This is a genomic window from Kribbella caucasensis (genome assembly GCF_004361855.1).
Lineage (GTDB): Bacteria > Actinomycetota > Actinomycetes > Propionibacteriales > Kribbellaceae > Kribbella > Kribbella caucasensis.
Window position 1 is genome coordinate 57646 of record NZ_SNWQ01000012.1, and the last position, 25598, is coordinate 83243.

A 25598-nucleotide genomic window follows, 5' to 3' on the forward strand; every position below is an offset into this window, starting at 1 on the left:
GCCCGGGCCTGGCGGGCTGTCCCGCCTGCCGGGCCCGAGCGGCCCTCCGATCTGTGAATGTCGAGAACCTCCCTGTGGTGCCGACGTCCTGGGTGCAATGAAGTACTTGATCCTGATCCACTCCAACCCCGAGCCTTGGGGGCATCCGACCATGGCCTATACCGCGGAGGGGCGGGCGCTCTCGGCTGAATGTCATCAGCAGATGAACGCCGACTTCGAGCGGTTGATGACCGAGCTCTCGGCTTCGGGGGAGTTCGTCACCGCCGAAGCCCTCGCCGCCCCGACGTCGTCCAAGCTCTACCGCTCGACCCCGGGCGGCACGGTCAAAACCGACGGCCCGTACGCCGAGGCGAAGGAGCACCTGGCCGGGTTCTTCCTGATCGACTGCGCCACCCGGCAACGTGCCGAAGAGATCGCTGCCCAATTCGTCACCCCGGGCGACACGGTCGAGCTCCGGCCGGTGATGTGAAGGTGTCCGACTCGATCAAGCTCAGCGGCATCGCGATCAACTGTCCCGATGCCGCCGAGCTGGCCGCCTCCTACGCCGAGATCACCGGCGGCCGGGTCATCTACACCGATCCTGTCTGGGCGGTCGTCGACGGCGCCGGCGGATCGCTCTGCCTCCAGACCATCCCCGACCACACTCCACCCACCTGGCCGGACCCGACCGTCCCGAACCAGACTCACCTCGACTTGGCGGCGTGCTTGGCGCGGCGTTTGGCGCGGGTCATGCGGAAGAGGTAGGCGGGGGTTGGTGGGACCCAGCCGAGTTGCTGGGCCTGGCCGAGGTCGTCTCGGTTGGCCCAGTGGTCGATCACCTGGCCGTCCTCGATCCGGAACCAGTGCGACTGGGTGACCGCGAACGTCTTGCCGGTGGGCGGGAACGCGGTGTCGACCTCGCCATCGGTGGTGTAGACGACGAACGGTGCGACGTGCCGGCCGTTCATCGTCGAGTTGATCGCCACTAGGTTGCCCTCGGCAACGACGTGGTGGATGTCGTAGTGCAGGTCAGCGAACGCCGTCCGCAACCACTCCGCGGTCGCCCGGTATCCGGCCGGCCCGCCAACCCGCGAAGGCGGCGGCTGTACGACGTTCTCCCGGTCCACGGCGGCCGGGTGGATCAGCTCGTCGAAGTCGGCTGCGGTGCCGTCCGCCATGATCTGGATGCTGCGCACCGCGACCGATTTCGGGTCACTCGCGACGACCCCCCGTTTGGTGTCCATGTCCCCTCCAAAAATTAGATACAGTTAGACTGTCTCCAAATATGGGAGTGCTGATGACGGATGTCAAGAGGAAGTACGACGCCTCCGGCCGACGCGAGCAGGCTCGTGCCCGCCGGAGGGCCGTCGTACGGGCTGCGCGGGAGTTGTTCGAGCGGAATGGGTTCCAGGCGACGACGATCGCGGCCGTCGCCGAGAGTGCGGGCGTCTCGGCGGAGAGCGTCTACAAGGGGTTCGGGACGAAGGCGGCGCTGGCCAAGGCGGTGTTCGACGCGGTGCTCGCGGGTGACGACGAGCCGGTCCCGATCGCCGAGCGTCCCGAGGCGGAGGCGGTCCGTGCCGAGCCCGACGTACGGCGCAAGCTCGCCCTGTACCTCGGCGGGCTGGCGCGCCGGCAGCAACGGTCCGCCAAGATCCAGATCGTCATCCGCGACGGCCGGCACGCTGATCAGGCCCTGGCCGGGATCTGGCGGCAACTCCTCGACGAACGCCTGATCGGCATGACCATGCTCGGCCGGCACCTGCACGAGACCGGCCAGCTCCGGACGGGCATCACCGTCGACGAGACCGCCGACCTCCTGTGGACGTACATCGCCGTCGAGCAGTACGAGCTCCTGATCCTGAACCGCGAGTGGTCCCTGGATCGATACACCAGCTGGCTCACCGACGCACTCGTCGCTGCGCTCTGCCCCTGACAACTCCGCTATGCCATCGTGGGGAGATGACCGTCGAGTTTCGCGGCACCGTCAGGCGCTGGGACGAGACCAAGCCGGGCGGCCTTGCCGTGGTCGACGTACCGGCGGGCCTCGTCGCGGACCTGGGCGGGCGTCGGCAGCGGCGCGTCACCGGCACCATGAACGGCGCCGACTTCAGCGGCAGCACCATGCTCGTGGCCGGCGGCGGCTTCTGCATCGGCGTCAGCAAGGCAGCCCTCAAGTCCGCGGGTGCCGCGGTGGGGGACGACGTACAGCTGAGTCTCGAGGCGTGAGTCGATGACGATCGTGATCCTGACCGGGCCGCCCGGATGCGGCAAAGGCACCCAGGCGGAGATCATGGCTGGGCGGCTCGGGGTTCCGGTCATCTCCACCGGTGATACCTTCCGCGCCCAGGTGGCCGCCGGGACGGAGCTGGGGCGACGCGCGCAGGCGTACCTGGATGCCGGGGAGTATGTCCCCGACGAGGTGACCAACGCGATGGTGCTCGACCGGCTGACCGCGGACGACACTCGCCCGGGCTTCCTCCTCGACGGTTATCCCCGCACGCTCGATCAGGTTGCCGTCCTCGACGAGTTCCTCGATGCGCACCATCGCCACCTCGACGCCGTCGTCGCCCTGGAGGTGCCGCCCGACGAACTGGTCCAGCGCTTGCTGCATCGGGCCCAGCTCGAACACCGCTCCGACGACACCGAGGACGTCATCAGGCACCGGCTGGAGGTGTACGACCAGTACACCCGCCCCCTGATCAAGGAGTACGCCGGCCGCGGCCGCCTCATCCCCGTCGACGGCACCGGCGAACTCGCAGAGGTCAGCAACCGAATTCTCACCGTCGCCGATTCGTTGCTGTACCCGCACGCCTGACGAGTTCACCGGATTCTGCCAGGAACCACGGGGGGGTCTTCACAGCTGGCGTTCCTAGCGTCTTCCACGGTCCTGCCCGGTTGGTACCAGGGCAGAACCGTGCACACCCACGTGAAGATCCGGCCACCACCACTAGTTGAGTCAGGGCCGGCCGGCGCTCTGGGGACCTCGTTCGGTCGAGGTGGCGCCGGCCAGCAAGGTGTTCGACCGCTGATCGATCAAGCGGGTGATGAACTCCTGGGCGGCACCGAACACCACGGCGTACGCGAGGATCTGTGACCGGGTGTCGATCTGGGTGAAGCCCGGAACGACACCCGCGCGCAGGAACAGCAGCCCCAGTACGGCCGCGAGCGTGCCGAGGGCGGCCTTCAAGAGTGCTTGGAAGGAACGCGTCGTCGACATCGGCACGGAGGACGCAACCGAGCTCTGGGCAACGAATCGCACTCCGGTCAGCACGGCGCCGAGCAATCCGAAGAGCACGACGAGCGCGACATCGCTGCTGGCGGGTTCGCTGTGCGGTCCACTCGGGCAAACCGCCGTCACCCCCTCGGCACCTGGGACCTTGGGATCCGGGAAGCACAGCGGAAGCATGCCTGGCCGGAGGAAGCCGAGCACGACCAGCCCGGCGACCAGCAGCAGCAACAGCAACGAGCCGATCGCGATCGAGATCTGGAAGCGCCGCAGCCGGTGGTACTCGTCCGCGATCCGCTCTTGCACGATCCGGAGCGTCTGCGCCAGCATCAGCCGATTCGGGTTGTCGCCGATCGCCAAGCGCTCGGGGTCGTTTTCGTTCAAGTACTTGCATGACAGCGCCTGGACATGCGGGCGGTACGCCTTGAGCTGCGCCGTGTCCATCAACTCGATCAGCGCGAGCTGTGCGTTGTGAATGTGTCCCCAGGTCCCTTGCAGGCGGGTGCCCAGCCACCAGGTCCGGACGTTCGCCCGCAGATCCAGGTACGACCCGGCGTACTCCAGTTGGCCTACGACCTCGGCGTACGACTCGCGCAGCTCGGCCTCGCCGACCGGGTCGCCCTCGCCGACCTCGGTCCGTGCGGTGAGCGCGCGATCGGCCTGGTGCTGGATGCCGTCCATCGCGACCTGCGCGACGACCTCCCACGACCGCATCCGCCGGGTCCGCGGGCGGCCTTCGTCCAAGTCTTCCGAGTGGCCCGGCCCTGAGGCCTTCCCCCGGTACAACTGCAGCGTGGCCATTGTGGTCCCTCCCTACCAGTACGGAGTACGGGTGGGCTGTTGCGATACGCAAGGAAAAAAATTCTTCGGCGGATTGTGTATCAGGGTCCGCCTGGACTGCTCCGTCTCAACAAGGCACAAGCGTTCGGGGGGACAGGTGCCGCGGGGCGAGGTCCGGAGGGATGATCTCGCCCCAACACCTGTGTCCGGGCGAGTACCTGTGTCAGGGTGAGACGACTCCGGTCAGGACCGCGGTCCCCGAGGCCGTCCGGCAGAGCAGGCGGAACGGCTCGCCAGGCACCGGTCGCAGGACGAAGAACCCGAGCTCGTCGATCACCGCCGTACCGATCGCGCTCACCTCGTCCGTCACCGGCCCGCTGTACGCCGTCACGTCGCCGGCCTCGACCGGTGAGATCTGCCCGAGCAATGCCTCGGCCGTCAACTCCAGCTCGATCGTCAGGTCGGCCCCGGCGAACGTCAGCGCCCGAAGCGTCGCGGAGTCGGCCCGCAGAACTCCGGCCAACTCCAAATCGGCGGCGGAGTCGTAGGTGAGTGCGGCCAGCTCGGCATCGATGGCCCGCCACGCGTACGCCGCTTTGCCGGCCTCGACGAACCCGGGCGGCACGGCACGCGCGTCGTTGAGTGCATCCGCGAGCACGGCCAGCAGCCGGTCGTCATCGTTCAACCAGTCATCGGGCATGTCGCTCACCTCCTCCAGTCTGCTCGAACTCGGCCCCGATCAAGGCGGCACGCAGTTTGTCCAGGCACCGGGTCCGGGTGGGACCGATGCTTCCGATCGGCATCAGCATCGCGTCGCTGATCTCGCCGTACGGTTTCGGCGGGTCCTCGACCAGCAATGACAGCAGTCGCCGGCATCGCTCCGACAACCCGGCGAACGCGGACCGTACGGCGTGCCGTCGCTCCTGCAGCAGCAGATCCTCGTCGACGGCGGCACGGCCGTCGTCGGCCAGGTCCTTGCTGTTCGCCAACGGGTCGACCGGTTCGATCCGCCGGCCGAGTCGCAGCAACCGGAGACACTCGCGCTGGGTCGTGGTGGCGACCCAACCCGGCAGTGCCGCCGGCTCCCGCAGGCCCGGCAGGTTTTCGACCAGCCGGAGCCAGACGCTCTGACCGACGTCCTCGCTGTCCGCGGTGGACAGCCGATGACGCCGGCAGATCGACCAGACCAGCGGGGCGTACCGCTCGACCAGTTCGTCCCACGCGGACTTGTCCCCGTCGCACGCCCGCGCGACGAGCCGGACGACAACGGGATCGCTCCGCATGCCGTGCCCCCTTCCCCTGCCGGCGGCGCGGATCCATGAGCTGGTCACAATCTGTCGAGAACCATTCACTTCACGGAGCACGCCGTCCCCAGCCTGATACATCGACCCTCTCACGATTTCGCCTGTCGCGATCAGGCTCCGAGCGCCACGAACGAGGACGCCGTCGCGACCGACACCGGGTCGTCGTCCATCCGCTCCCGGGCACCCGCGAACGCCTCCGCCAGCGATTGGCCGGACTGCAGGTTGGCATGCAGCGCGAGCATGAATGGCACCGCCACAGCATCGTTCACCGGTACTACGCTCGCCAGGATCCCCGCCGCTCCCAACGGAACCAGACTGCTTGTGAGACCGAGGAGCTCGTCCGCGCCGACCGGTTTCGCGACCCCGGATTCGCAACTGGACAGCACCAGCCGATGGGGTGCGCGCCGAAGCCGCTCGAAGTCGTACACGGTCAGCGGTCCGTCGTCGAGCTTGAGTGAGGAGAACATCGGGCTGTCCGAGCGGAACGTGCCGTGGGCCGCGAGATGCGCGAGCCACGCGCCGTCCAGTGCTCGGAGTACTCGCTCGGCGGTTGCCTGGCCGTCACCGAGGAGCGTGGCCGACGGGTAGCTGCCGGCGAGCTTCTGGACCTCGGCTCCACCGGACTTCAGCCCAGGTCCGAACGCCAGTGTGACGCGTTGCCGACGTGGGGGAGCGAGTCGGTGCGCCCGGAGCCACGTCGCCGCTGACGGAGCCACGCTGACGGGTCGGCGTACGAGCGGGGGCAAGAGCGTCCAGGGGAGCGCCTGCAACCGGCCGGGCGGGACGATGACCACCGGGCCGTCCATGAGGTCGGTCGCGGCGTCGCCGAGCAGAACTGCGGCCAGTCGGGCGCCGATCACGTCGAGCGGGGGACCGGCTGACGGCCTCGCTCGAGCCAGTTGGCGCAACCGGAACCTCGCCCGCTCCACCTCCAGCTCGGCGTCGCGGATCGGGCCGAGCAAATGCCGTTTGATGCGACCGTTTGCGACCACGATCGCGTGCAGGACTTCGTCGACCTCGACCAGTTCGACCAAGGTCGTCGACCCGAGAGCGGCCGTGATTTCGTCGAGGTCGAACGACTTGGTGGATCGCGGGTCGGCTCCCGGTGCCTGGATCGCCCTGGCCCGGATGGCGTCCTCGAGCCGGCGCCGTTCCCGGTTCAGCTGCGGGTCTTCCTCAGCACCGTCCAACCGGCGTACGACATCGCGGAGCGCGGCGAGATCCGCGATCGTGGACTTGTCGTCAGGCGGCCGGACCGACGGTACTGCGAGGGCGGTGGCGCGCCATCGCTCGCTCCAGGCCAGCAAGCGTTTGGTGTCTCCCTGGCGCAGCGCGTCGACCTGCGCCAGGCGGGCGAGCTCGGTCCCGTGCGTCGAGGCGCGTGCACGTAGCTCGGTCGCGCCCATCATCTGCCGGTGTTCGTCCAGTGCGTCCAGTCCGCGGCGGCAGGCGGCAAGCATGCCGCGAACGTCGCCCTTCGCCTCGCAGCGCAAAGCCTGGCCGAGCCACGCGCCACCACGGGTGAGCGGAGGAGCACCTCGGCGGAACCGGGCGGCCCTCTCCAACTCCTCACCTGCCGCTGCCGAACGATCCTGAGCCAGCGCAAGCCGCCCCGCCAGCAGATGTGCGGCCGATGCCTCCACAGCACCCAACTCGTCCATGTGCTCAGCAAGCCGAGTGACCTGCTTCAGGAGTTGGGCGCTTCGCTCACCAGCGCGGTAGCGGGCTTCGAACAGAACCATCGTTGCCCGCGACATCCACCAATCGCGTTGCTGGGTTGAGAACAAGCGCCGCGCCTGGTCCGCGCGATCCTGCGCCGTCGCGAGGTCGCCCGCGCTCAGCGCCGCCTTCGCCGCGGCGAACAACAGTTCGGGCCTCTTCGTCTGCTGCCCGCCGTCCTGCTCCATCCGGACGACCGCTTCATCGGCGACGGCCAGAGCCTCGGTGGTCAGGCCGGCGGCCAGTAAAGTCCCGCAACGATCGATCGCGAGGTCCGGCCAGAAGACGCCCAGCGTGCTGAAGCGGCGCCCGGCGTCGTCGAAGTACGCGAGTGCGGCCGGCAGATCTCCACGCGCGAAGGCGACCAGACCGCGGTTCAGCCAGGTCTCCGCGAGCTCGAACTCCTGCCCGGCGGTGGCATACAGCTTCTCGGCGACGGCGAAGTCCGCCTCAGCCGGCCGGGTCGCGCCCTTGGCCAGATGGGTAAAGCCGCGGTAGTTGTGGGACCGCGCCTCCCACGCCACGTCGCCCGCGCGCCGAAGCCGGGTGACCGCGCCGCGCAGATCTTCGAGGGCCTCGTCGTAGCGACCCATGATGATCAGTACGTCGGCGCGGCGCAGCAGCACCTTGCCGGCGAGTGCGCCGCGGCTGGCCTTCACCGCGAGGTCGAGGGTGGCCAGCCCTTCCTTGCCCCGGCCCGCCCGGCCGAGGGTTGCGCCGAGGGTCGCGAGTACGTCGACCTCGCGCTCGCGTTGTCCGGATGCGCGAGCCAGGCGGACCGCGGTACGGAGCTCGCGCAGTGCGGCGGGGATGTCGCCGAGCTGGCGGCGCGCGATTCCCGTTGCCTGCCGGGCGAAAGACGCGGTGTCCGGCGGCGGGTCGGTGGCGAGCAATTTTTCCGCGGCGGCGATCGCATCATGGGGCCGGGACAGAGCGAGTGGCAGTAAGTCCTCCGGTGCCCCTTCACTTGCGGTCGCCACAGTGACAGGGTATCGGGGTTGGTTTCCAACTGAATCTATTGCTCGTGGGGGAAGACATGACGGAACAGACACCGGTCAACGGTGGGCAGGACAACGGGAACGGGGCGGCGGCTCAGGCCAGGACCAAGGAACAGGCCCAGATCGAATTGATTCTGGCGGAGTTCCGCGACGAGGTGGAGGTCTCGCCGAAGAACTGGGCCGAGACCGGCGCCGACAGCATCTACCGGTCCGGGAGTTTCCTCATCCGCGATCGCGATCTGGTCCGGATCGAGGAGATCTTCGGCCGGGGCAACACCGATTTCCCGAGTATCGACGGGCTGACAAGGTTCGAGCCATCGGCGGAATTCATTTTTCCCGAAGATGCGCCGGAGGCGCCCACGCTGACCTTGCGGTACATCGCGCTGGCAGACAAACGGCTCGGCCGGGGCGTCGCCCGGCGGGACTCGCTGGTCTACGCGTGCCCCAGCGTGAGCCCATGTCCGGCGACCGAGCAGTTGGAGGTCCCACCGGCCAGCTCGCCGACGCCCGCACCGGTCGGCGGTGACTGCGACGGGCGTGGGGTCAAGGTCCTGGTCGTCGACGTCGGCTGGACCGAGAACGACGCGTACTGGCTCGAGGGAGTCACCGGCGAGGACGAACACCCTTATTCCTCTGGCGACAACATCCGCCCGTACGCCGGTCACGGTGTCTTCATCGCCGGCGTACTGCGTTGTGTCGCACCGCGTACCGAGATCGTCGTCAAGGCCTACCTCAACCGGGCCGGCGCGGCGTTCGGTTCCGACCTGGTCGTCAAGCTGGACGAGGGACTGGCTGAAAGCCCGGATCTGATCAGCCTGTCCGCGGGGACCTATACCGGCGACGGTTCCAGCTCGCTCGCCTTCGACGTCTTCCTGGAACGGCTCAGTCGTCTGAAAGGCGTGCTCATGGTCGCGGCGGCGGGCAACGAGGGCGACCGCGACTACTTCTTCCCCGCGGCCTCACCGGAGACCTTGTCAGTGGGTGCACTCGCCGAAGACCTCAACAATCGGGCGACCTACTCCAACTACGGCGGCTGGGTCGACGTCTACGCCCCGGGTTCGAACCTGGTCAACGCCTACCTGCACGGCACCTTCACCTGCACCGAACCGCCGTACGTGGGCCAGGTCCGCCACTTCGACGGCATGGCCCGCTGGAGCGGCACCTCCTTCGCCACTCCCGTGGTCGCCGGCCTGATCGCCGGCCGCATGTCCGTCACCGGCGAAAACGCCCGCCAAGCAGGCGACGCCCTACTCGCCTACTCCCACCACCTCCCGGGCGTCGGCCGCGTCCTCCTTCCCGGCGACGCCTGCCCCAGCACAGAACCCGCCCCCTGCAAACCCCACCGCTGCTGCTGACCCTCTCGTATCAAGAGCCCAGGTCGGCGCCTCCGTCAGGTGTCAGCACCGCGGAGGTGGCGACCGGGGGAGGGGACATGTCATGCCGTTGCGCCGTTATGGGGTTCTCGTCGGTCGGGCGGTGGCCAGTCGGGCGGAGGGCGGGACTGACACGCCACACTTTCAGATCCAGGTCCGCGGCGGCGGTGAGGACTTCCGGGTGGCCGTCAACGTGCTGTCGTAACAGTCCCCGCCGGAACTGCTCTACCTGGCTGTCGACAACTTCACGCATCCAGTGCTCGCACAGTTGACCGGACTGGCAGATGGCTACACACTTCCGCTGGGCGGAAGCACTGCGGAGGTGCCGACCGGGGGAGGCCCTATCGTTGCCGCATGTCGATCTTGGCTCGGCCGGCGGTGGCTTCCCTGGCTGCCAAGGCGTTTCAGCGTTTGGTCTCCTTGTCCGATCGGGGTACTTCCCGCGACAGCTTCCCCGAGTTCCCGCGGAACACGCGTGAGTTGACGATTCCGACGTCCGTCGCGCCGGCTCGGGTTGTGGTGTATTTGCCGGCGGAGTACGACGGGACGCCGCCGGTGCATGTCAACTTTCATGGTGGCGGATATGTGTTGGCGCCGACCGAGGTCGATGATGCGCTTTGCCGTTATCTTGCGGCGGAGGCGGGCGTTGTTGTCATCAACGTCGACTATGTCGTTGCACCGCAGCATCCCTTCCCCGAGCCGCCGCGTCAGGCGTTCGAGGTGGTTCGGTGGGTTGCTGAGAACGGCGCCGGGCAAGGTTGGGATGGGGCTCGGTTGTCGGTCGGTGGGCAGAGCGCGGGTGGGGGGTTGGCGGCGGCGGTTGCTCGTCTCGCGCTCGACGAAGGCGGGCCGGCCATCGCGCTTCAGGTGCTGCATTACCCGCCGCTCGACCTCGCGATCGATGCGCGGGACAAGCGCGCGGCCATCGCGAAGCCGGTGTTGCGGCCGTGGATGGCCGACATCTTCGACAATGCGTACGTCCCCGATCCGCAGCAACGGACTGATCGGCTGGTCTCGCCTGCCAACCCCGCCGATATCGCAGACCTGACCGGGATCGCTCCGGCGGTCGTCCTCACCCCGGAGTACGACCTGCTCCGCGTCGAGGGTCTTCGGTACGCCGACCGCCTCGCCAACGTGGGGGCCCTTGTCGAACACAAGGACATCGCCGGTGCCGATCATGGGTACGACCTCAAGGACCTGGTCAACGCTCGCGAGAGCTACGCCCTGATCGCACAGCACGTCAGGCAGGCCACGGGCGCTCAGGCATCTGAGGAGACCTGAGCGCCTGTGGGATCAGGATGTCTTCGGTTGGGTTAGGTCGTAGAGGGTGGTGCCGTCGACTGTCACCTGCTGGAAGGTCTGCTCGACCCAGGAGGTGATCGCCGCCGCGGTGCCGCGTCCGCCACCAGGGCCGCCGCCACGGTTGCTCCCGGCGAAGTAATGGATGCGGCCTTCGTCGACGTACTGCTTGAACTGCTCGAGGGTCGGGGACGGGTCGCCGCCGGAGAAGCCGCCGATCGCCATCACGGGCTTCTCGGTGGACAACTGGAGGTCGGCGCTCGTCTGGGACGAAACGGTCGCGGCGACCCAGGCGTATTTGTCGGCGTCCTTCGTCAGGAGTTTCTTGAGTTCCGCACTGATTCCCTGGAAACGCATGCCGCCGGGGAAGCCACCTTGCGCACCACCCTCGAAATCGCCAGCGCCGCCTGGTAGTTGCCCGCCGCCCCGACCCATGCCGCCCATCCCTCCCATCCCGCCCATTCGCGCCGATGCGGGGCCGGCGGTGATGATGCCGCCGTTGTGGCCGTCGCCGATCGTGGTCAGGCTGTACGCAACGGGTCCGGCGAGCGATGCCACCCCGGCCAGGGCAACCGCACCCATCGCCACTCGTCGGCCGAGTTGATCCGTGAGCAGCAGGGCCGCCGCCGCGACGAGTCCGCCGAGCAGAACGAACCACTTCAGCCACGGCACGTACTCCGGCGTACGGTTCAGCAGGACGAAGGCCCACGCGGCCGTGATGATGACCGAGCCGGAGAGCGTCGCGAGCACCCAGAGCCAGTCGCGGTGCTTCCACAGGGTCACGGTCCCCATCCCGACCAGCGCCCCGACGTACGGCGCCATCGCGACCGTGTAGTACTCGTGGAACGTGCCCTTCATGAAGCTGAACACGATCGTTGTGATCAGCAACGACCCGCCCCAGACGAGGAACGCGGACCGCATCACCTTCGCCTTCCACACCAGTACGAGTCCGGCCACGAGCAGGATCAGCGCGGCCGGGAGAAGCCAGGAGATCTGACCGCCGACGGCCGAGGCGAACATCCGGCCGATCCCGGACTCCTGCGAGAACGGGCTGCCACCCCGGAAGCCACCGGCACCGCTACCACCACCGCCGCCCGGCATCTCGTTGCCGTTGATCCGGCCGAGTCCGTTGTAGCCGAAGGTGAGGTTGAGGAACGAGTTGTTCTCGGAGCCGCCGATGTACGGTCGTGACGACGCGGGCCACAGTTCGACGATCGCGACCCACCAGCCGCCCGCGACCACCATCGCCAGTCCGGCGAGCAGCAACTGCCCGACCCGCTTGCCGAGCTTCACGGGTGCGCAGAGCAGATAGACCAGGGCCAGCACCGGCAGGATCAGGAAGGCCTGCAGCGTCTTGGCGAGGAACGCCGCGCCGATGACGGCACCGGCCAGCACCATCCACTTCGACCGGCCGTCCTCCAGCGCCCGTAGGACGAAATAGATCGCGACGGTGAGCAGCAAAGTGAGCAGCGCGTCGGGGTTGTTGTAGCGGAACATCAGTACTGCGACCGGGGTGAGCGCGAGCACCGCTCCCGCGATGAGACCGGCCACCGGCCCGAAGCGGCGTCGTACGGCCGCGAACAGAATGCCCACGGTCGCCACGCCCATCAATACCTGCGGAGCGAGGATCGTCCACGAATGCAGGCCGAACAACCGCACGCTCAAGGCCATCGGCCACAGCGACAAGGATGGTTTGTCGACGGTGATCGAGTTGCTCGCGTCCAACGAGCCGAAGAAGAACGCCTTCCAGCTCTCACTCCCCGCCTGGGCCGCCGCCGAGTAGTAGGCGTTCGCCCAGCCGCTGACGGTCAGACTCCAGACGTACAGTACGGCGGTCGCTCCGAGCAGACCGATCAGTGCCGGCCGCACCCACCGCGGATCCTTGGTGGTATTGGTCATCAGGCGGCGATCTCCTGGTCGTCGTCGAAGGTCACCTGGACCTGGGTTTCAGCCGGTTTGGTCTCTCGGTCGGCGAACACCCAGCCGCGGAGGAGGAGGAACCGCACGAGCGTGGCGGCGAGGTTGGCCGCGACGAGTACGGCGAGTTCGGTGGCGTGGTGCGCGTCGCCGACCGTGTTGTCGAGAACCGCCAGCGAGCCGCTGGTCAGGACCAGGCCGATGCCGAACACGATCAGGCCCTGCGCCTGGTGCCGGACCATCCGGTTGCGTCCCTTGAGGCCGAAGGTGAGCCGCCGATTGGCCGCGGTGTTGGCGATCGCGGAGATCAGCAGTGCCAGTGCGTTCGCGAGCTGTGCGTCGGCGAGCACCCGGAATCCGGAGTACAAGACCAGATAGAAGACCGTCGACAACGCGCCGACGGCACAGAAGCCGAGCAGTTGGCGAGGCAGACCGACCGGAACCCCGGCCACTTCACGATCGCGCGGATCGTCGCCGAACGGCCGAGTCAGCCGGTTCAGCGGTAGCGCCCCGGTTGCGAGCGCACGGCCAACCCGCAGTACACCCTTCAGGTCGTCGACGGCGGTCTGCACGATGTTGACGGTCGAGTGCGGGTCGTCGACCCAGTCGACCGGTACTTCGTGGATCCGCAGCCCGGCCTTCTCCGCCAGCACGAGCATCTCGGTGTCGAAGAACCAGCCGGTGTCCTGCACCAGCGGGAGCAATCGCTGAGCCACATCGCGGCGGATCGCCTTGAAACCACACTGCGCGTCGGAGAACCGCGCGGCCAGCGAACCGCGCAGGATCAGGTTGTAGCACCGGCTGATGAACTCGCGCTTCGTACCGCGCACCACCCGGGACGACCGCGCCAGCCGGGTCCCGATCGACAGGTCGGAATGACCCGAGATGAGCGGCGCGACGAGCGGTAGCAGCGCGTTCAGATCGGTCGACAAATCGACGTCCATGTACGCGAGCACCGGCGCGTCCGACGCCGACCACACCGCGTTCAACGCCCGGCCGCGACCCTTCTGCTCCAGCCGGACGTACGTCACCTCGTTGAACACCGCGGCCAGCTCGGCCGCCACCTCGGGAGTGGTGTCGGTCGAGGCGTTGTCCGCGATCGTGATCCGGAAGGGGTACGGGAAGTTCCGGCTGAGGAAGGCCTGCAGCCGCTCCACACACGGCGGCAGATCCAGCTCTTCGTTGTAGACGGGGATGACTATGTCGAGGGCCGGTACGCCGTCCGCGCCGGCCGGCAGATGCTCCCGCATCGGCAGCACGTCCGCGCCCGGCGCACCGCCCGAAATCGAGTCCGTTGGCATGCGCAGAACTCTGTCGCCCGAAAATGAGCGTTTGGTTCGGACAACCTGGCAACTACCTGTGAATCCCTCTGGACAGCCGGCGGGGTCTGGAGGACGCTTCGGTCAAGGGAGATGCCTGGGGAGGCAACATGAGTTTCGGTGTTCTCGGCGATCTGAACTGGCTGGCCGTGATCGTGGCCGCGATCGTGTACTTCGGTATCGGTGGGCTGTGGTTCGCGCCCGTGGCCTTCGGCAAGCAATGGCAGGACGCCATCGGCTGGAACGAAGCGGACGCGGCACAGGCAACGTCGGCCAAGATGTACGTCATCCCGGCGGTCACCTGTGTGGTCGCGACGGTCGCGCTCGCAATGGTGTCCGAGGCAACGACCACCGACACGTTCGGCGAGGGCATCGTGCTCGGCCTGGTGACCGGTATCGGGCTGGTCGGGTCGGGCCTGTTCGTCACCGGCTTCTTCGACCCGCGCAAACCCAAGCCGCAGACCTGGATCGCCATCACCGGCGGCTACCACGTCGTCGGCCTCCTGGTCGCCGCCGTCATCCTGGCCCTGTGGACCTGATTCCGGCTAGGTTCGCCAGGTGGGGGCGATGGTCTTGCGGTAGGTGCGGCCGAAGACGCCGTTGATGATGGTCAGGACGGGACGCGGAACGCTTCCCGTGATCGCGGCGAGTTCGTCGGGGCCGGCGCCGTCGGTGACCCAGGCGAAGAAGCGGCCACCGCGAGAGGGGCTGACCTGCCCGAATTTCCGGCCCATCGCCTTGATCTCCGCCGTGTCCTTCTTGGCCTGGTAGACCGGCTCGATCTCGGCTTCCTCGTGGTCCAGGTGCCGCACGGTCACCGTTTGCAGCTCCTGGACAGCTGTCCGGGCCGCCTCCGCATCCTCCGCACTCGCGGTACGCCGGAGTGCCGCGATCGCGTCGCGGGCCGCGGTCAGGGCCGCTGCCATCGTTTCGTGCTCGGCATCCATCTGCGCCAGCAGTTCGTGGCTCACCCCCACGGATTCGAGCGCGGGCCAGGCGATCTCGTGCTCACCCTCGTGGTGGAACACCAGTTGGTCGTCGAAGTTGTCCCATGCGGTGGCGAGTTGCTCGGCGCGCTGCAGGTCGCCGGCCGGGAAAATGGTCAGCGCCTCGATGAAGCGCCGCAGATCCCGCCGGAATGCGCCGTGAATTGCCTTGTTCATGCTCATCTCGGCCATGACCGCGAGTCTAGAGCCGTTCCCGCCGAATCGGGGGACCTCAGGACGCGGCGACGGAGAAGAGACGGGACGGGGCCGTCGCCGACTCGCGGATGATCAGGGTGGTTGCGAGCTCAACATGGTGTGAGTCCACCTTCTCGCCGGCGGCGAGCTGCAGCGCTGTCCGCAGGGCAACGGCGCCCATCTCCCGCAGCGGCTGCTTCACCGTCGTCAACGGCGGGGACGCGAGCCGAGCCACCTGAGTGTCGTCGAAGCCGACCACACTGAGATCCTCGGGCACTCGCAGACCCCTGGCCCGGGCGGCCTCCATGGCTCCGAGCGCCACTTCGTCGCTGCCGGCGAAGATCGCGCTGGGCCGGTCGGGCAGGTCGAGCAGGGCAGCGCCGCCGGCCAGGCCGTCGTCGTACAGGAACTCCCGCAGCCAGACGTACTCGTGGGGCACGGGGACTCCCGCCGCGTCCATGGCGTTGCGGAAGCCGCTCACCCGCGCCTGGTTGCAACCGGAGGTCGGCGGACCGCCGAGGTAGGCGATGCGCCGATGGCCGAGACCAAGCAGGTGCTGGGTGGCCGCCATCCCGCCGGCGAAGTTCGTCGAGCCCACGCTGGTCACATCCGGCTGTGGGATGTCGACCGGGTCGACGACCACGAGCGGCACCCGGGCCCGGGAGAGCGCGGCCAGGTCCGCGTCGGTCAGGTCACTGGTGATGCCGATGACGGCGCGCCGATCGGCCGCGATCATCTCCCGGATCCACCCCGCCGCCCGGCTGTTGCCCCGGGCATGTTTGCTGTGTGGGTGGGAGCTGACGACGACATCGACCCCGGCCGCACTGCCGGCCTCGATGACGCCTTGGATCACCTCGACCGAGTAGCTGTTGAGCACGCCCTGATAGAACAACTCGACCGTGGCTCGCGTGACAGGCTCCGGCCGGCGCCCGACGTACCCGTGCTTCTGAAGCACCTCCTGCACCCGCGCGCGGGTCTCGCGGGAGACGTCGCTCCGCCCGTTGAGCACCTTCGAGACGGTGGCGACCGACACCCCTGCTGAGGACGCGACGGTGGCCAGGGTGACACGGCCCTTCATGCGCGGCACATCCTCACCCTCCTCGTGGAACAGGTGTCAGGTCGACAGGGGTCACCATCGTACGATCGTGGCCCACCACACGGGTTTCTCCGTTGAACCGCACGGTACCCCGACACGGCAGGTCCACCGACGAGGTGCCGACCAGTACTTCGACGTCGCCCGGCTCGACGATCCGGCGCAGGTCCGGTCCGGTATAGGCGGCGCGGTCCGCGTGGACGTGGAAAGTGACATCCGTCGCCGCACCCGGCTCCAGCGGTACCCGGGCGAACCCGGTCAGCACCTTCAGCGGCCGGGCGACCTGTGCGACGACGTCGTGCAGGTAGAGCTGAACCACTTCGTCGCCGGCCCGGGCGCCGGTGTTCCGAACCCGGACCGTCACGCTGAACTCGCCGTCGGTCGCGATCTCGCCGGCGCTGATGCGTAGGTCGCCGACCTCGAAGCTGGTGTACGACGAACCGTGGCCGAAGGCGAACAACGGGGCGGCGTCCAGACCGCTGATCCCTGCACTCTCGACGCTGCCGAGCGCCGGCTGCAGGTAGGTACCGGGCTGCCCACCGACGTGCCGCGGGATCTGCACTGGCAGCTTGCCGCTCGGCACGATCCGGCCGGTGAGTACTCCGGCGATCGCGGCGCCGCCCTCTTGACCGGGGATGAAGGCCTGCACCAAACCGGCCGTACGATCCGCGAAACCACCAAGTGCGTAAGGCCGACCGGAGACGACCACCACGACCACCGGCGTACCGGTGTCCAGTAGTTGTGCGATCAGTTCCTCTTGTACGCCGGGCAGCCGGAGGTCCTCGGCGTCGCAGCCCTCCCCGGAGGTGCCATGTCCGAACAGGCCGGACAGGTCTCCTACGTAGGCGATGCACAGGTCGGCACCGCGAGCCGCGTCCACGGCCGCCGCGAACCCGGAACGGTCCTCGCCGATCACCGCGCAGCCCTGCTCGTGCACGAGTTCGACGTCGCCGAGTTCGTTGCGCAGGGCATCGACTGCGCTGACGACCTCGACGCCGAGCCCGCGTTCGGGGTACCGCGGCAGCACGTGGTTCGGGTAGGAATAGCAACCCATCAGAGTCCTGGGATCACCGGCGCACGGGCCGACCACAGCGACCTTCCGCAGAGCGGGCAGCGGCAAGGCAGATCCGGCATCCAGCAGCACGATGGAGCGCTCGGCCAGCTCGCGGGCGAGTTCGCGGTTCCCGGGGGAGTCGAGGTCCACGCCGGCCTGCCGGACAGAGCCTTCCGGGGTCCAGTCCGGGTCGAGCAGGCCGAGCTGCACCTTCTGCAGGAGCACCCGCTGGGCCGCGCGATCGATGAGGTCCTCGGAGAGCTCACCCGACCGCACCTGGTCGGCCAGTGAGCTGAAGGCGGTGGTGTCGGGGAGTTCGACGTCGGTGCCGGCGGAGAGCGCCAACGCGCCCGCGGCGCCGGTGTCGGCGGCCACCCGGTGCATCGTGGCGAGGAACGGCACCGCCCAGTAGTCGGAGACGACGGTGCCGCCGAAACCCCAGTCGTCCCGCAGTACCTCGGTGAACAGCCACGGATCGGCGCCGGCCGGGAGCCCGTCGATATCGGAGTACGAACTCATCACCGAACCCGCGCCGGCGGTCGCGATCGCGGTCTCGAAGGTCGGCAGGATGAAGTCGAGCAACTCGCGCCGGCCCATCGACACGGGTCCGTGGTTGCGGCCGGCCCGGGAGGCGGAGTACCCGGCGAAGTGTTTCAGCGTCGCCAGTACGCCGGCGCTCTGCAGGCCGCGGACGTACGCCGAACCGAGCATCGCGACCAGGTACGGGTCCTCGCCGATCGTCTCCTCCACCCGGCCCCACCGGTAGTCGCGGACGACGTCGAGCACGGGAGACAGGCCCTGATGAACACCGACGGCAGCCATGTCACGGCCGATCGCGGCGGCCATCCGCTCCACCAGCTCGGGATCGAAGGTCGCTCCCCACGCGAGTGCGGTCGGGTAGACGGTCGCGCCGTATGTCGTGAAGCCGGTCAGACACTCCTCATGGACCAGTGCCGGTACGCCGAGCCGGGATCCGTCCAGGACGACCTTGTGCTGGCGGATCACTTCGGCAACTCCCTGGTCAACCGTGACTGGCACGCTGCCCCAGATCCGGGTGAGGTGACCGAGGCCGTCGCGGCTCGCCTCCGCCAGCGAGACGGATCCGCCGGCCGCGAAGACGTCCTGCATCGGGGCGACGTTGATCGTCTCGTCGGCCGGCAGCTCGGCGTCGGCCATGTCGTTGCCGGCCCAGCGGCTGCCGAGTTGAGCGACCTTCTCCGGCAACGTCATCGCCTGCAGGAGAAGTTCGGCCCGCTTCTCGGCCGACAGCGAGGTGTTCTGCCACGGGCGCTCCGCCGGCGCTGCCGCCGCGGTTGAGGTCGTCACGAAATTCTCCCTTGATTTCGGCCCATGAAGTAACAAACTATCGAAAAGTTTCGAAAGCCCGGGCGAAGTGCTCGAGAGCTCCGGGCGGCTTGGAAAGTGCCGCATTTGCCCTTCTGCTTGGGCTTGTCCGCATCGTTACTCTGACTCGTCCAAGCGATCCACGCAAGCTCTTGACAGCAACACGAGCGAAATCTACGTTACGAAACAAAGTCGTAAAACCATCCGCCGTGGGAGTGGTCCGCGGCACTGAGTACGGAGATCACCGTGGATCCCATGACGACATCTCGGCGCACATTCCTCCGGCTGACCGCGGGTGGTGTCGCCGCCGCCGGCCTGGCCGCCTGCGGCACCTCGGGCCCGCAGAGTTCCGGCTCTGGCACCGGCGGCGCGGCAACCGGTGGCGCCACCTACTGGTTCCTCACCGGCCAGCCGCAGCAGGCCATCCGCGAGGCGCAGGTCAAGCGGTTCAACGACGCGAACTCGGGCAGCCAGATCAAGTCCACCGAGTTCCAGAACGATGCGTTCAAGCAGAAGATCAAGACCGCGATCGGCGCCGGTGAGGGCCCGACCCTGATCTGGGGCTGGGGCGGTGGTGGGCTGAAGAGCTACGTCGACGCCAACCAGGTGGAGGATCTGACCTCCTGGTTCGGCGAGAACGCCGCGCTGAAGGAGTCGATCTTCCCGTCGGCCTTCGGCGCGGCCACCGTGAACGGCAAGATCTACGCGATGCCGGTCGAGACCACCACGCCGATCGTCCTGTACTACAACAAGCGCGCCTTCGAGAAGGTCGGCGCCCAGCCCCCGCAGTCGTGGGGCGACATCATGGACCTGGTGCCCAAGTTCAACGACCAGAACATCGCGCCGTTCTCGCTCGGCGGGCAGTCCCGCTGGACCAACATGATGTGGCTGGAGTTCCTCTTCGACCGGATCGGCGGCAGCGAGGTCTTCCAGAACATCTTCGACGGCAAGGCGAACGGCTGGTCCGACCCGTCGGCGCTGCAGGCACTCGACGAGATGCAGAAGCTGATCAAGGCGAACGGTTTCATCAAGGGCTTCTCCTCGATCACCGCCGACTCCAACGCCGACCAGGCCCTGCTCTACACCGGCAAGGCCGCGATGATGCTGCACGGCGCGTGGACGTACGGCAGCATGAAGGCCGACGGCAAGGACTTCGTCACCGGCGGCCACCTCGGCTACATGAACTTCCCGCCGGTCGACGGCGGTAAGGGCGACCCGACCGACACCGTCGGCAACCCGGGCCAGTACCTGTCGATCTCGTCGAAGGCGAGTCAGGCCGAGAAGGACACCGCGAAGAAGTTCCTCGCCAGCAACACCCTGGACGACGCCTCGATCGACGCGTGGGTGAAGTCCGGCAACATCCCGGTGGTCAAGAGCGCCAAGGACAAGCTCGCCTCCATCACCGACAAGAACGACGCCGAGTGGCTGAAGTTCATCTACGACACGTCGGCCAACGCGAAGAGCTTCGCCCAGTCCTGGGACCAGGCACTCCCCCCGACCCAGGCCGAGACCTTGCTCGACAACATCGCCAAACTGTTCCAGCTGTCGATCTCGCCGCAGCAGTTCGCGGACAGCATGAACGCTGTGATCGGGAAGTGACCGTGGCCGCTCCGCCCATACTGCCGGCGAACGCCCGCAAAGCTCCGTCCGCCAGCGTCGGGCGGAGCGGCGCGGTCGCCTGGATGGCGCTCCCGGCGCTCGCCATGTTCCTGCTGTTCGGCATCGTTCCGCTGGCCGGGGTGCTGCTGCTGAGCTTCACGCAGTGGGACGGCCTTGGCGAGATCAACCCGGCCGGGCTGTCCAACTGGCGTTCGGTGCTAAGCGATCCGGCGCTCCCGCACACGGTCTGGGTGACCTTCGAGATCATGATCCTCTCCTGGGCCGTGCAGACGCCGCTGAGCTTGCTGCTCGGGACGTTCCTGGCCGGCCGTCAGCGGTACCGCGCGCTGCTGGCCGTCCTGTACTTCATTCCGCTGCTGCTGAGCTCGACCGCGATCGCCATCACCTACAAGGCGCTGCTCGATCCCAATTTCGGGCTGGGACCGGGCCTGCATCTGGACTTCCTGACCCAGGACTGGCTCGGGAACGGCAACCTCGCGCTCGGCGTGGTGGTCTTCGTCGTCTCCTGGCAGTTCATCCCGTTCCACTCGCTCATCTACCAAGGCGGCGTCCGGCAGATCCCGACCACGATGTACGAGGCGGCCTCGATCGACGGCGCGGGCCGGATCCGGCAGTTCTTCAGCATCACCGTTCCGCAGTTGAAGTACACGATCATCACGTCGTCCACCCTGATGGTGGTGGGGTCGCTGACCTTCTTCGACCTGATCTTCGTCCTCACCGCGGGCGGTCCGGGCGACGCGACCCGGGTGCTGGCCCTCGACATGTACAAACGCGGCTTCCAGGCCAACCTGATGGGGCCCGCCAGCATGATCGCAGTACTGCTCGTGCTGCTCGGCCTGGCTCTGGCTCTGCTGTTGCGCCGACTCGGCGGCAGTACGACGGCCAGCCAGCAGGAAGGAGCCTGACATGGCGGTGGTGACCACTGAAGCGAGCACGGCCGCAGGCGGCGTACGCAGCGGGGTGTCAATCGGTCGACGCCTCGCCCGGATGAACTGGCTGGGCGGTACGGCGGGGTGGTTGTGGCTGGTGATCGTGCTGATCCCGCTGTACTGGATCGTCGTCACCAGCTTCAAGGACCAGGGCGAGTACTTCATACAGAACCCGTTCGCCCTGCCCGCCGATCCGACGATCGCGAACTACAAGCTCGTGATCGAGTCCGACTTCCCGCGGTACTTCCTCAACAGCGTCATCGTCACCGCCGGCACGATCCTGCCCGCGGTCGCGATCTCGTTCATGGCGGCGTACGCGATCGTCCGGGGCGCAGGGGGCCGGTTCCTGACTGGTGTCAACTGGTTGTTCCTGATGGGGCTGGCGATTCCGTTGCAGGCCACGATCATCCCGGTCTACCTGCTGATCATCCGGATGCGCCTGTACGACAGCCTGCTCGCGATCATCCTGCCGTCGATCGCGTTCGCGATCCCGTTGTCCGTGCTGGTGCTGACGAACTTCATCCGGGACGTGCCGAAGGAGCTCTTCGAGTCCATGCGAGTCGACGGCGCATCCGAGTGGGGCATGTTGCGCACCCTCGCGCTGCCGTTGACCAAGCCCGCGCTGGTGACGGTCAGCATCTACAACGGTCTCGCGGTCTGGAACGGGTTCCTGTTGCCGCTGATCCTGACCCAGAGCCCGGACAAACGGACCCTTCCCCTTGCGCTGTGGACTTTCCAGGGGCAATACAGCGTCAACGTTCCTGCGGTCCTCGCGGCCGTGGTACTGACGACGCTACCGATCGTCATCCTGTACGCCGTGGGCCGTCGCCAGCTTCTCAGCGGCCTCACCGCCGGCTTCAGCCGGTAAAACTTGGAGGAACTTCATGCTCACCCCCACCCCCGAGGACAAGTTCTCCTTCGGCTTGTGGACGGTCGGCTGGCAAGGCGTCGACGTCTTCGGCGGCGCCGTCCGGCCGGTGCTCGACCCGGCCGAGGCGGTGCACAAATTGAGCGAACTGGGTGCCTACGGCATCACTTTCCACGACAACGACGTGTTCCCGTTCGAGAGTTCGGCGGCGGAACGTGATGCGCACCTGAAGCCGTTCCGGGCCGCGCTGGAGGCGACCGGGCTCGCCGTACCGATGGTGACGACGAACCTGTTCTCGCACCCGGTCTTCCGCGACGGCGGTTTCACCAACAACGATCGCGACGTACGGCGGTTCGCAATCCGCAAGACGGCCGACCAGCTCGACCTGGCCGCGGAGTTGGGCGCGCAGACCTTCGTCGCGTGGGGCGGCCGTGAGGGTGCTGAGTCCGGTGCCGCGAAGGACGTACGGGTTGCGCTGGATCGGTACAAGGAGGCGTTCGACATCCTGGGGTCGTACGCGATCGAGCAGGGCTACGACATCCGGTTCGCGATCGAGCCCAAGCCGAACGAGCCGCGCGGCGACATTCTGCTCCCGACGATCGGTCACGCGCTCGCGTTCATCGAGGAACTCGAGCACTCCGAACGGGTCGGGCTCAACCCCGAGGTCGGGCACGAGGAGATGGCCGGGCTGAACTACGCGCACGGTCTCGCGCAGGCCCTGTGGCACGGCAAGCTCTTCCACGTCGACCTGAACGGCCAGAACGGCCCGCGGTACGACCAGGACCTCCGCTTCGGCGCCGGCAACGCCCGTGGTGCCTTCTGGACCGTGGACGTGCTGGAGAGCGGTGGGTACGACGGGCCTCGCCACTTCGACTTCAAACCGCCGCGCACCGAGGACATGGCCGGTGTGTGGGCCTCAGCCGCGGCCTGCATGAGCAACTACCTGGTACTCCGGGCAAAGGTCCGCGCCTTCCGCTCCGATCCGGAGGTCCAGCAGGCGCTCCTCGACGCACGGCTCGACCAGTTGGCCCGACCCACTCTGGATGCCGGCGAAACCATCGCGACCCTGCGCACAGAGTCCTTCGACCCCGAGTCAGCGGCCCAGCGAGGAATGGCCTTCGAACACCTCGATCAACTGGCCCTGGAACACCTCTACGGAACGCGCTGACCTGGGGTTACGCCGCTACGCCGCCTGAAGCTGGAGGTTGGTCGCGGTTGCGGTTAGTACGACCGACTGGCCGTCGACCGCGACCTGCCTCAACGACGCCCCGAACGGCATCTGGGGAACTTTGATGCCCCTGGCAAGCAACGAGCTGACCGCGTCCTTGAGGGCGGTCGGCACATTGGTATCGCCGACCACCAGCCCGATCCGTCCGTTCTGCACCTGCGGCCGGACCGACGCGACCACGTCGACCCCGCGGACCTCCAACCGTGCTTCCAGCCGTCCGTCGGCGATCCGCAAGGTCAACCCGTCCAGCCCGCTGGCGACTTTCGACAGAGCGTCCGGCGACATCCGAAGCGTCAGGTCGGCCGAGTCGACCCGCACGGTCCCGCCGTCCCCGGTCAGCAGCGCGCGGGGTACATGAACGCCCGTCATCGCGACACTCAGGTCCTCGGCCTGCACTGACGAATAGGTCGGCTCCCGCATGTCCAGCGTGATCCCATCGAATTTCTCTCTGGCCAGCTGCGGCAGGAAGCCGAACCCCTCCACCTTCGCCGAGGTGCCGGCCGACTGTACGTCGTACTTCGCCGCCTCGGCCTGCGCGCGCGTGGCCAGCTGGTCCTCGGCGACCCACTCGGCCGCCCGGTCCACGCCGACGCCCAACAGGGCCAGCAGCACCACCGTGACGACAAGCCGCCTGAACCACCGCCGCGGTCTCCTGGACCCCATCAACGTCATCCCATCCATCGCCGACACTACCGTGGCCTCGTGGACCATATCGGCTACATCATCCTGTACGTCACCAACCTGGACGCCTCGGTCGCCTTCTACCGCGACGTCCTCGGCCTGACGCACCGCTTCACCGACGCCGGCTACGCCGAGTTCGACACCCAAGGCACCCGCTTCGCCCTCTACGAACGCCGCCGCGCCGAATGGCTGACCAACTACCCGGTGACCCCCGGCCCAGCCGCCGAAATCGTCCTCCTGGTCCCCGACGTGGACACCGAAGCCATCCGCCTGACCTCAATCGGCGTACCAATCCTCAGCCCGCCAGCCGACCGCCCCTGGGGCCACCGAACCGTACACATCGCCGACCCCGACGGCTTCATCATCGAACTCGCCCATGAGATCCCCCGCCGCCGGACCCGCTCAGCGACGTAGGCGGGCGAAGGTGAAAGGGGAGAGGACGTCGGGGCGGTGGCCGGTGAGGATGTAGTTGGTCAGGGACTTGCCGGTGGCGGGGCCTAGCGTCACGCCGAGCATGCCGTGGCCGGTGGCGATGAAGACGTTCTGGTCGTCGGAGAGGCGGTCGATCACGGGGAGGCCGTCGGGGAGGAAGGGGCGGCCGCCTACCCACGGGTCGCGGATCAGGCCGACGAGTTCGTCCGGATGGCGGAACCACGGGCCGAGATAGTGCCGGCTTCCGCGGGCTATCGCGACGATGCGGCGCCAGTCGAGGTCGTTGTTGTTGCCGCTGAGTTCCATCGTCCCGGCGATCCGGGTCGCGCCGCCGATCGGGGAGGCCACGATGCGCTTGTCGCCGAAGTACAGGGCGTAGCGCGGTGCCGGGTCGAGCTCGATCGAGAAGCTGTAGCCCTTGCCGGCCTGCAATGGGAGGTGATGGCCGAGCGTGCGGAGCAGCGCCCGTGACCACATGCCTGCGGCAACGACGACACCACTGCAGGGGATCTCCCCGGTCTCCGTCTGCGCCGCGACCACCGTGCCGTTGGTACGACGGAAGCCGGTGACCTCCACCTTTTCGTTGATCCGGCCACCCAGCTTCGTCACGGCCTCCGAGAGCGCGTTGACGAACCGCCCGGGGTCAACCACACCCTCGCCCTCGACCAGGTACGCCGCTCGCACGGCCGACGATAGTGAGGGATCGAGGAAGGATGCATCAGCACCGGTGACGACGCCTTCCGGCAGGTCGTACAGGCCATCCGCCATCGACCTCTGTACGTCGAGGTGGTGCCGCGCCTGACTCGTCGACAGGAACGCATGCACGAGTCCCGGTCGGGTGAGAGTGGTGTCGACACCGGCCTCGGCCAATTCGTCGAACAGCTCGAACGTCGGCCGATTGAGCTCCGCCACCGCCGCGTAGCCGTCCCGGAAGACCGACGAACCGCTGCTTCGCCAGAATCGCCAAAGCCAACGCAGGAAGGCCGGATCGGGCAGCGGTCGCACATACAGAGGCGAGTCCGGCCGCCCCAGGGAGCCGGCGGCGTACCGGATCACACCAGGCGCGGGCACGGGCGCGGAGTGGCTCGCGCACACCCATCCCGCGTTGCCCCACGATGCGCCGGACGCGACGCTTCGCCGTTCGACGACCTCGACTGGTACGCCTTCAGCGGCGAGGTAGTACGCCACGCACAGCCCGACGACTCCGCCGCCGACCACCAGAACCGGATCGTCGCCTCTCGTGATGTTCAT

Annotated in this window: 26 protein-coding genes; 14 read left to right on the plus strand and 12 right to left on the minus strand. The window is 67.8% G+C overall.

Going from position 1 to position 25598, the window contains the following annotated elements:
- Positions 1-97 precede the first annotated feature (97 nt).
- A complete protein-coding gene (locus EV643_RS23870) occupies positions 98-469 on the plus strand; it encodes a YciI family protein (protein WP_133802365.1) in 372 nt (123 codons plus the stop codon).
- Between the two features lie 2 nt (positions 470-471).
- Positions 472-744, plus strand: a complete 273-nt coding sequence (locus tag EV643_RS23875) for a VOC family protein (protein WP_133802366.1) — start codon at positions 472-474, stop codon at positions 742-744.
- Here EV643_RS23875 and EV643_RS23880 read toward each other — a convergent pair.
- Positions 684-1223: an ester cyclase gene (locus EV643_RS23880; protein ID WP_133802367.1), complete on the minus strand. Its 540-nt coding sequence runs from the start codon at positions 1221-1223 to the stop codon at positions 684-686. The two genes, EV643_RS23875 and EV643_RS23880, sit on opposite strands and share 61 nt — an antisense overlap.
- Positions 1224-1276: 53 nt before the next feature.
- Between EV643_RS23880 and EV643_RS23885 the strand changes: the two genes are divergently transcribed.
- Genes EV643_RS23885 through EV643_RS23895 form a run of 3 tightly spaced genes read left to right on the plus strand, consistent with a single transcriptional unit; the run spans position 1277 to position 2797 of the window.
- A complete protein-coding gene (locus EV643_RS23885) occupies positions 1277-1915 on the plus strand; it encodes a TetR family transcriptional regulator (RefSeq protein WP_133802368.1) in 639 nt (212 codons plus the stop codon).
- 26 nt (positions 1916-1941) lie between these two features.
- Positions 1942-2208, plus strand: a complete 267-nt coding sequence (locus EV643_RS23890) for a DUF1905 domain-containing protein (protein ID WP_133802369.1) — start codon at positions 1942-1944, stop codon at positions 2206-2208.
- A gap of 4 nt (positions 2209-2212) precedes the next feature.
- On the plus strand, positions 2213-2797 hold the full coding sequence (locus tag EV643_RS23895; protein ID WP_133802370.1) for an adenylate kinase: 585 nt from the start codon (positions 2213-2215) through the stop codon (positions 2795-2797).
- A 141-nt stretch (positions 2798-2938) separates the two neighbouring features.
- Here the strand turns inward: EV643_RS23895 and EV643_RS23900 are convergent, their stop codons facing one another.
- The 4 genes from EV643_RS23900 to EV643_RS23915 all read right to left on the minus strand — a co-directional run bounded on the left by EV643_RS23900 (position 2939) and on the right by EV643_RS23915 (position 7991).
- Positions 2939-4009: a hypothetical protein gene (locus tag EV643_RS23900; RefSeq protein WP_133802371.1), complete on the minus strand. Its 1071-nt coding sequence runs from the start codon at positions 4007-4009 to the stop codon at positions 2939-2941.
- A 202-nt stretch (positions 4010-4211) separates the two neighbouring features.
- On the minus strand, positions 4212-4688 hold the full coding sequence (locus tag EV643_RS23905) for a hypothetical protein (RefSeq protein WP_133802372.1): 477 nt from the start codon (positions 4686-4688) through the stop codon (positions 4212-4214).
- The gene (locus EV643_RS23910) at positions 4678-5271 is read right to left on the minus strand and encodes an RNA polymerase sigma factor (protein WP_133802373.1); all 594 of its coding nucleotides are present in this window, start codon (positions 5269-5271) and stop codon (positions 4678-4680) included. The genes EV643_RS23905 and EV643_RS23910 overlap by 11 nt, the downstream gene beginning before the upstream one ends.
- A 131-nt stretch (positions 5272-5402) precedes the next feature.
- Entirely contained in the window at positions 5403-7991 is a 2589-nt protein-coding gene (locus tag EV643_RS23915) for a CHAT domain-containing protein (RefSeq protein WP_133802374.1), read from the minus strand.
- Positions 7992-8047: 56 nt separating this feature from the next.
- Between EV643_RS23915 and EV643_RS23920 the strand changes: the two genes are divergently transcribed.
- The 3 genes from EV643_RS23920 to EV643_RS23930 all read left to right on the plus strand — a co-directional run bounded on the left by EV643_RS23920 (position 8048) and on the right by EV643_RS23930 (position 10663).
- Entirely contained in the window at positions 8048-9364 is a 1317-nt protein-coding gene (locus tag EV643_RS23920) for a S8 family peptidase (protein WP_133802375.1), read from the plus strand.
- 82 nt (positions 9365-9446) lie between these two features.
- Positions 9447-9587 (plus strand): DUF2278 family protein, encoded by a 141-nt coding sequence (locus EV643_RS46975; protein WP_202869730.1) that lies wholly within the window; start codon positions 9447-9449, stop codon positions 9585-9587.
- Between the two features lie 149 nt (positions 9588-9736).
- Positions 9737-10663 carry an alpha/beta hydrolase fold domain-containing protein gene (locus tag EV643_RS23930; protein WP_133802376.1) on the plus strand — a complete coding sequence of 309 codons (927 nt, stop codon included), beginning with the start codon at positions 9737-9739 and terminating at the stop codon, positions 10661-10663.
- 12 nt (positions 10664-10675) lie between these two features.
- Here the strand turns inward: EV643_RS23930 and EV643_RS23935 are convergent, their stop codons facing one another.
- Together EV643_RS23935 and EV643_RS23940 are read right to left on the minus strand one after the other, a co-directional pair.
- On the minus strand, positions 10676-12580 hold the full coding sequence (locus tag EV643_RS23935; RefSeq protein WP_133802377.1) for an ArnT family glycosyltransferase: 1905 nt from the start codon (positions 12578-12580) through the stop codon (positions 10676-10678).
- Positions 12580-13899 carry a bifunctional glycosyltransferase family 2/GtrA family protein gene (locus EV643_RS23940; RefSeq protein ID WP_133802378.1) on the minus strand — a complete coding sequence of 440 codons (1320 nt, stop codon included), beginning with the start codon at positions 13897-13899 and terminating at the stop codon, positions 12580-12582. Before EV643_RS23940 ends, EV643_RS23935 begins: the two co-directional genes overlap by 1 nt.
- Positions 13900-14027: 128 nt before the next feature.
- Between EV643_RS23940 and EV643_RS23945 the strand changes: the two genes are divergently transcribed.
- On the plus strand, positions 14028-14456 hold the full coding sequence (locus EV643_RS23945) for a DUF1761 domain-containing protein (protein WP_133802379.1): 429 nt from the start codon (positions 14028-14030) through the stop codon (positions 14454-14456).
- 6 nt (positions 14457-14462) lie between these two features.
- Here EV643_RS23945 and EV643_RS23950 read toward each other — a convergent pair whose 3' ends face one another.
- From EV643_RS23950 to EV643_RS23960, 3 genes are read right to left on the minus strand one after another with little or no spacing between them, the layout of a single operon-like run.
- Entirely contained in the window at positions 14463-15095 is a 633-nt protein-coding gene (locus tag EV643_RS23950) for a hemerythrin domain-containing protein (protein ID WP_133802380.1), read from the minus strand.
- Between the two features lie 40 nt (positions 15096-15135).
- Positions 15136-16176 carry a LacI family DNA-binding transcriptional regulator gene (locus tag EV643_RS23955; RefSeq protein WP_166665552.1) on the minus strand — a complete coding sequence of 347 codons (1041 nt, stop codon included), beginning with the start codon at positions 16174-16176 and terminating at the stop codon, positions 15136-15138.
- 13 nt (positions 16177-16189) lie between these two features.
- Entirely contained in the window at positions 16190-18571 is a 2382-nt protein-coding gene (locus EV643_RS23960) for a glycoside hydrolase family 3 N-terminal domain-containing protein (protein ID WP_202869731.1), read from the minus strand.
- Positions 18572-18844: 273 nt separating this feature from the next.
- Between EV643_RS23960 and EV643_RS23965 the strand changes: the two genes are divergently transcribed.
- From EV643_RS23965 to xylA, 4 genes are read left to right on the plus strand one after another with little or no spacing between them, the layout of a single operon-like run.
- Positions 18845-20188: an extracellular solute-binding protein gene (locus EV643_RS23965; RefSeq protein ID WP_133802383.1), complete on the plus strand. Its 1344-nt coding sequence runs from the start codon at positions 18845-18847 to the stop codon at positions 20186-20188.
- Complete coding sequence (locus EV643_RS23970) at positions 20185-21114, plus strand: carbohydrate ABC transporter permease (protein ID WP_238165752.1); 930 nt, start codon at positions 20185-20187, stop codon at positions 21112-21114. Before EV643_RS23965 ends, EV643_RS23970 begins: the two co-directional genes overlap by 4 nt.
- A gap of 1 nt (position 21115) precedes the next feature.
- Positions 21116-22006 carry a carbohydrate ABC transporter permease gene (locus EV643_RS23975; RefSeq protein ID WP_238165753.1) on the plus strand — a complete coding sequence of 297 codons (891 nt, stop codon included), beginning with the start codon at positions 21116-21118 and terminating at the stop codon, positions 22004-22006.
- A 16-nt stretch (positions 22007-22022) separates the two neighbouring features.
- Positions 22023-23174, plus strand: a complete 1152-nt coding sequence (gene xylA, locus EV643_RS23980) for a xylose isomerase (RefSeq protein ID WP_133802384.1) — start codon at positions 22023-22025, stop codon at positions 23172-23174.
- 15 nt (positions 23175-23189) lie between these two features.
- Here xylA and EV643_RS23985 read toward each other — a convergent pair whose 3' ends face one another.
- Positions 23190-23897: an LmeA family phospholipid-binding protein gene (locus EV643_RS23985; protein WP_133802385.1), complete on the minus strand. Its 708-nt coding sequence runs from the start codon at positions 23895-23897 to the stop codon at positions 23190-23192.
- A 39-nt stretch (positions 23898-23936) separates the two neighbouring features.
- On the opposite strand from EV643_RS23985, the gene EV643_RS23990 reads away from it, so the two are divergent.
- Positions 23937-24329 (plus strand): VOC family protein, encoded by a 393-nt coding sequence (locus EV643_RS23990; RefSeq protein WP_202869732.1) that lies wholly within the window; start codon positions 23937-23939, stop codon positions 24327-24329.
- Here EV643_RS23990 and EV643_RS23995 read toward each other — a convergent pair.
- Positions 24318-25598 (minus strand): NAD(P)/FAD-dependent oxidoreductase, encoded by a 1281-nt coding sequence (locus EV643_RS23995; protein ID WP_133802386.1) that lies wholly within the window; start codon positions 25596-25598, stop codon positions 24318-24320. The two genes, EV643_RS23990 and EV643_RS23995, sit on opposite strands and share 12 nt — an antisense overlap.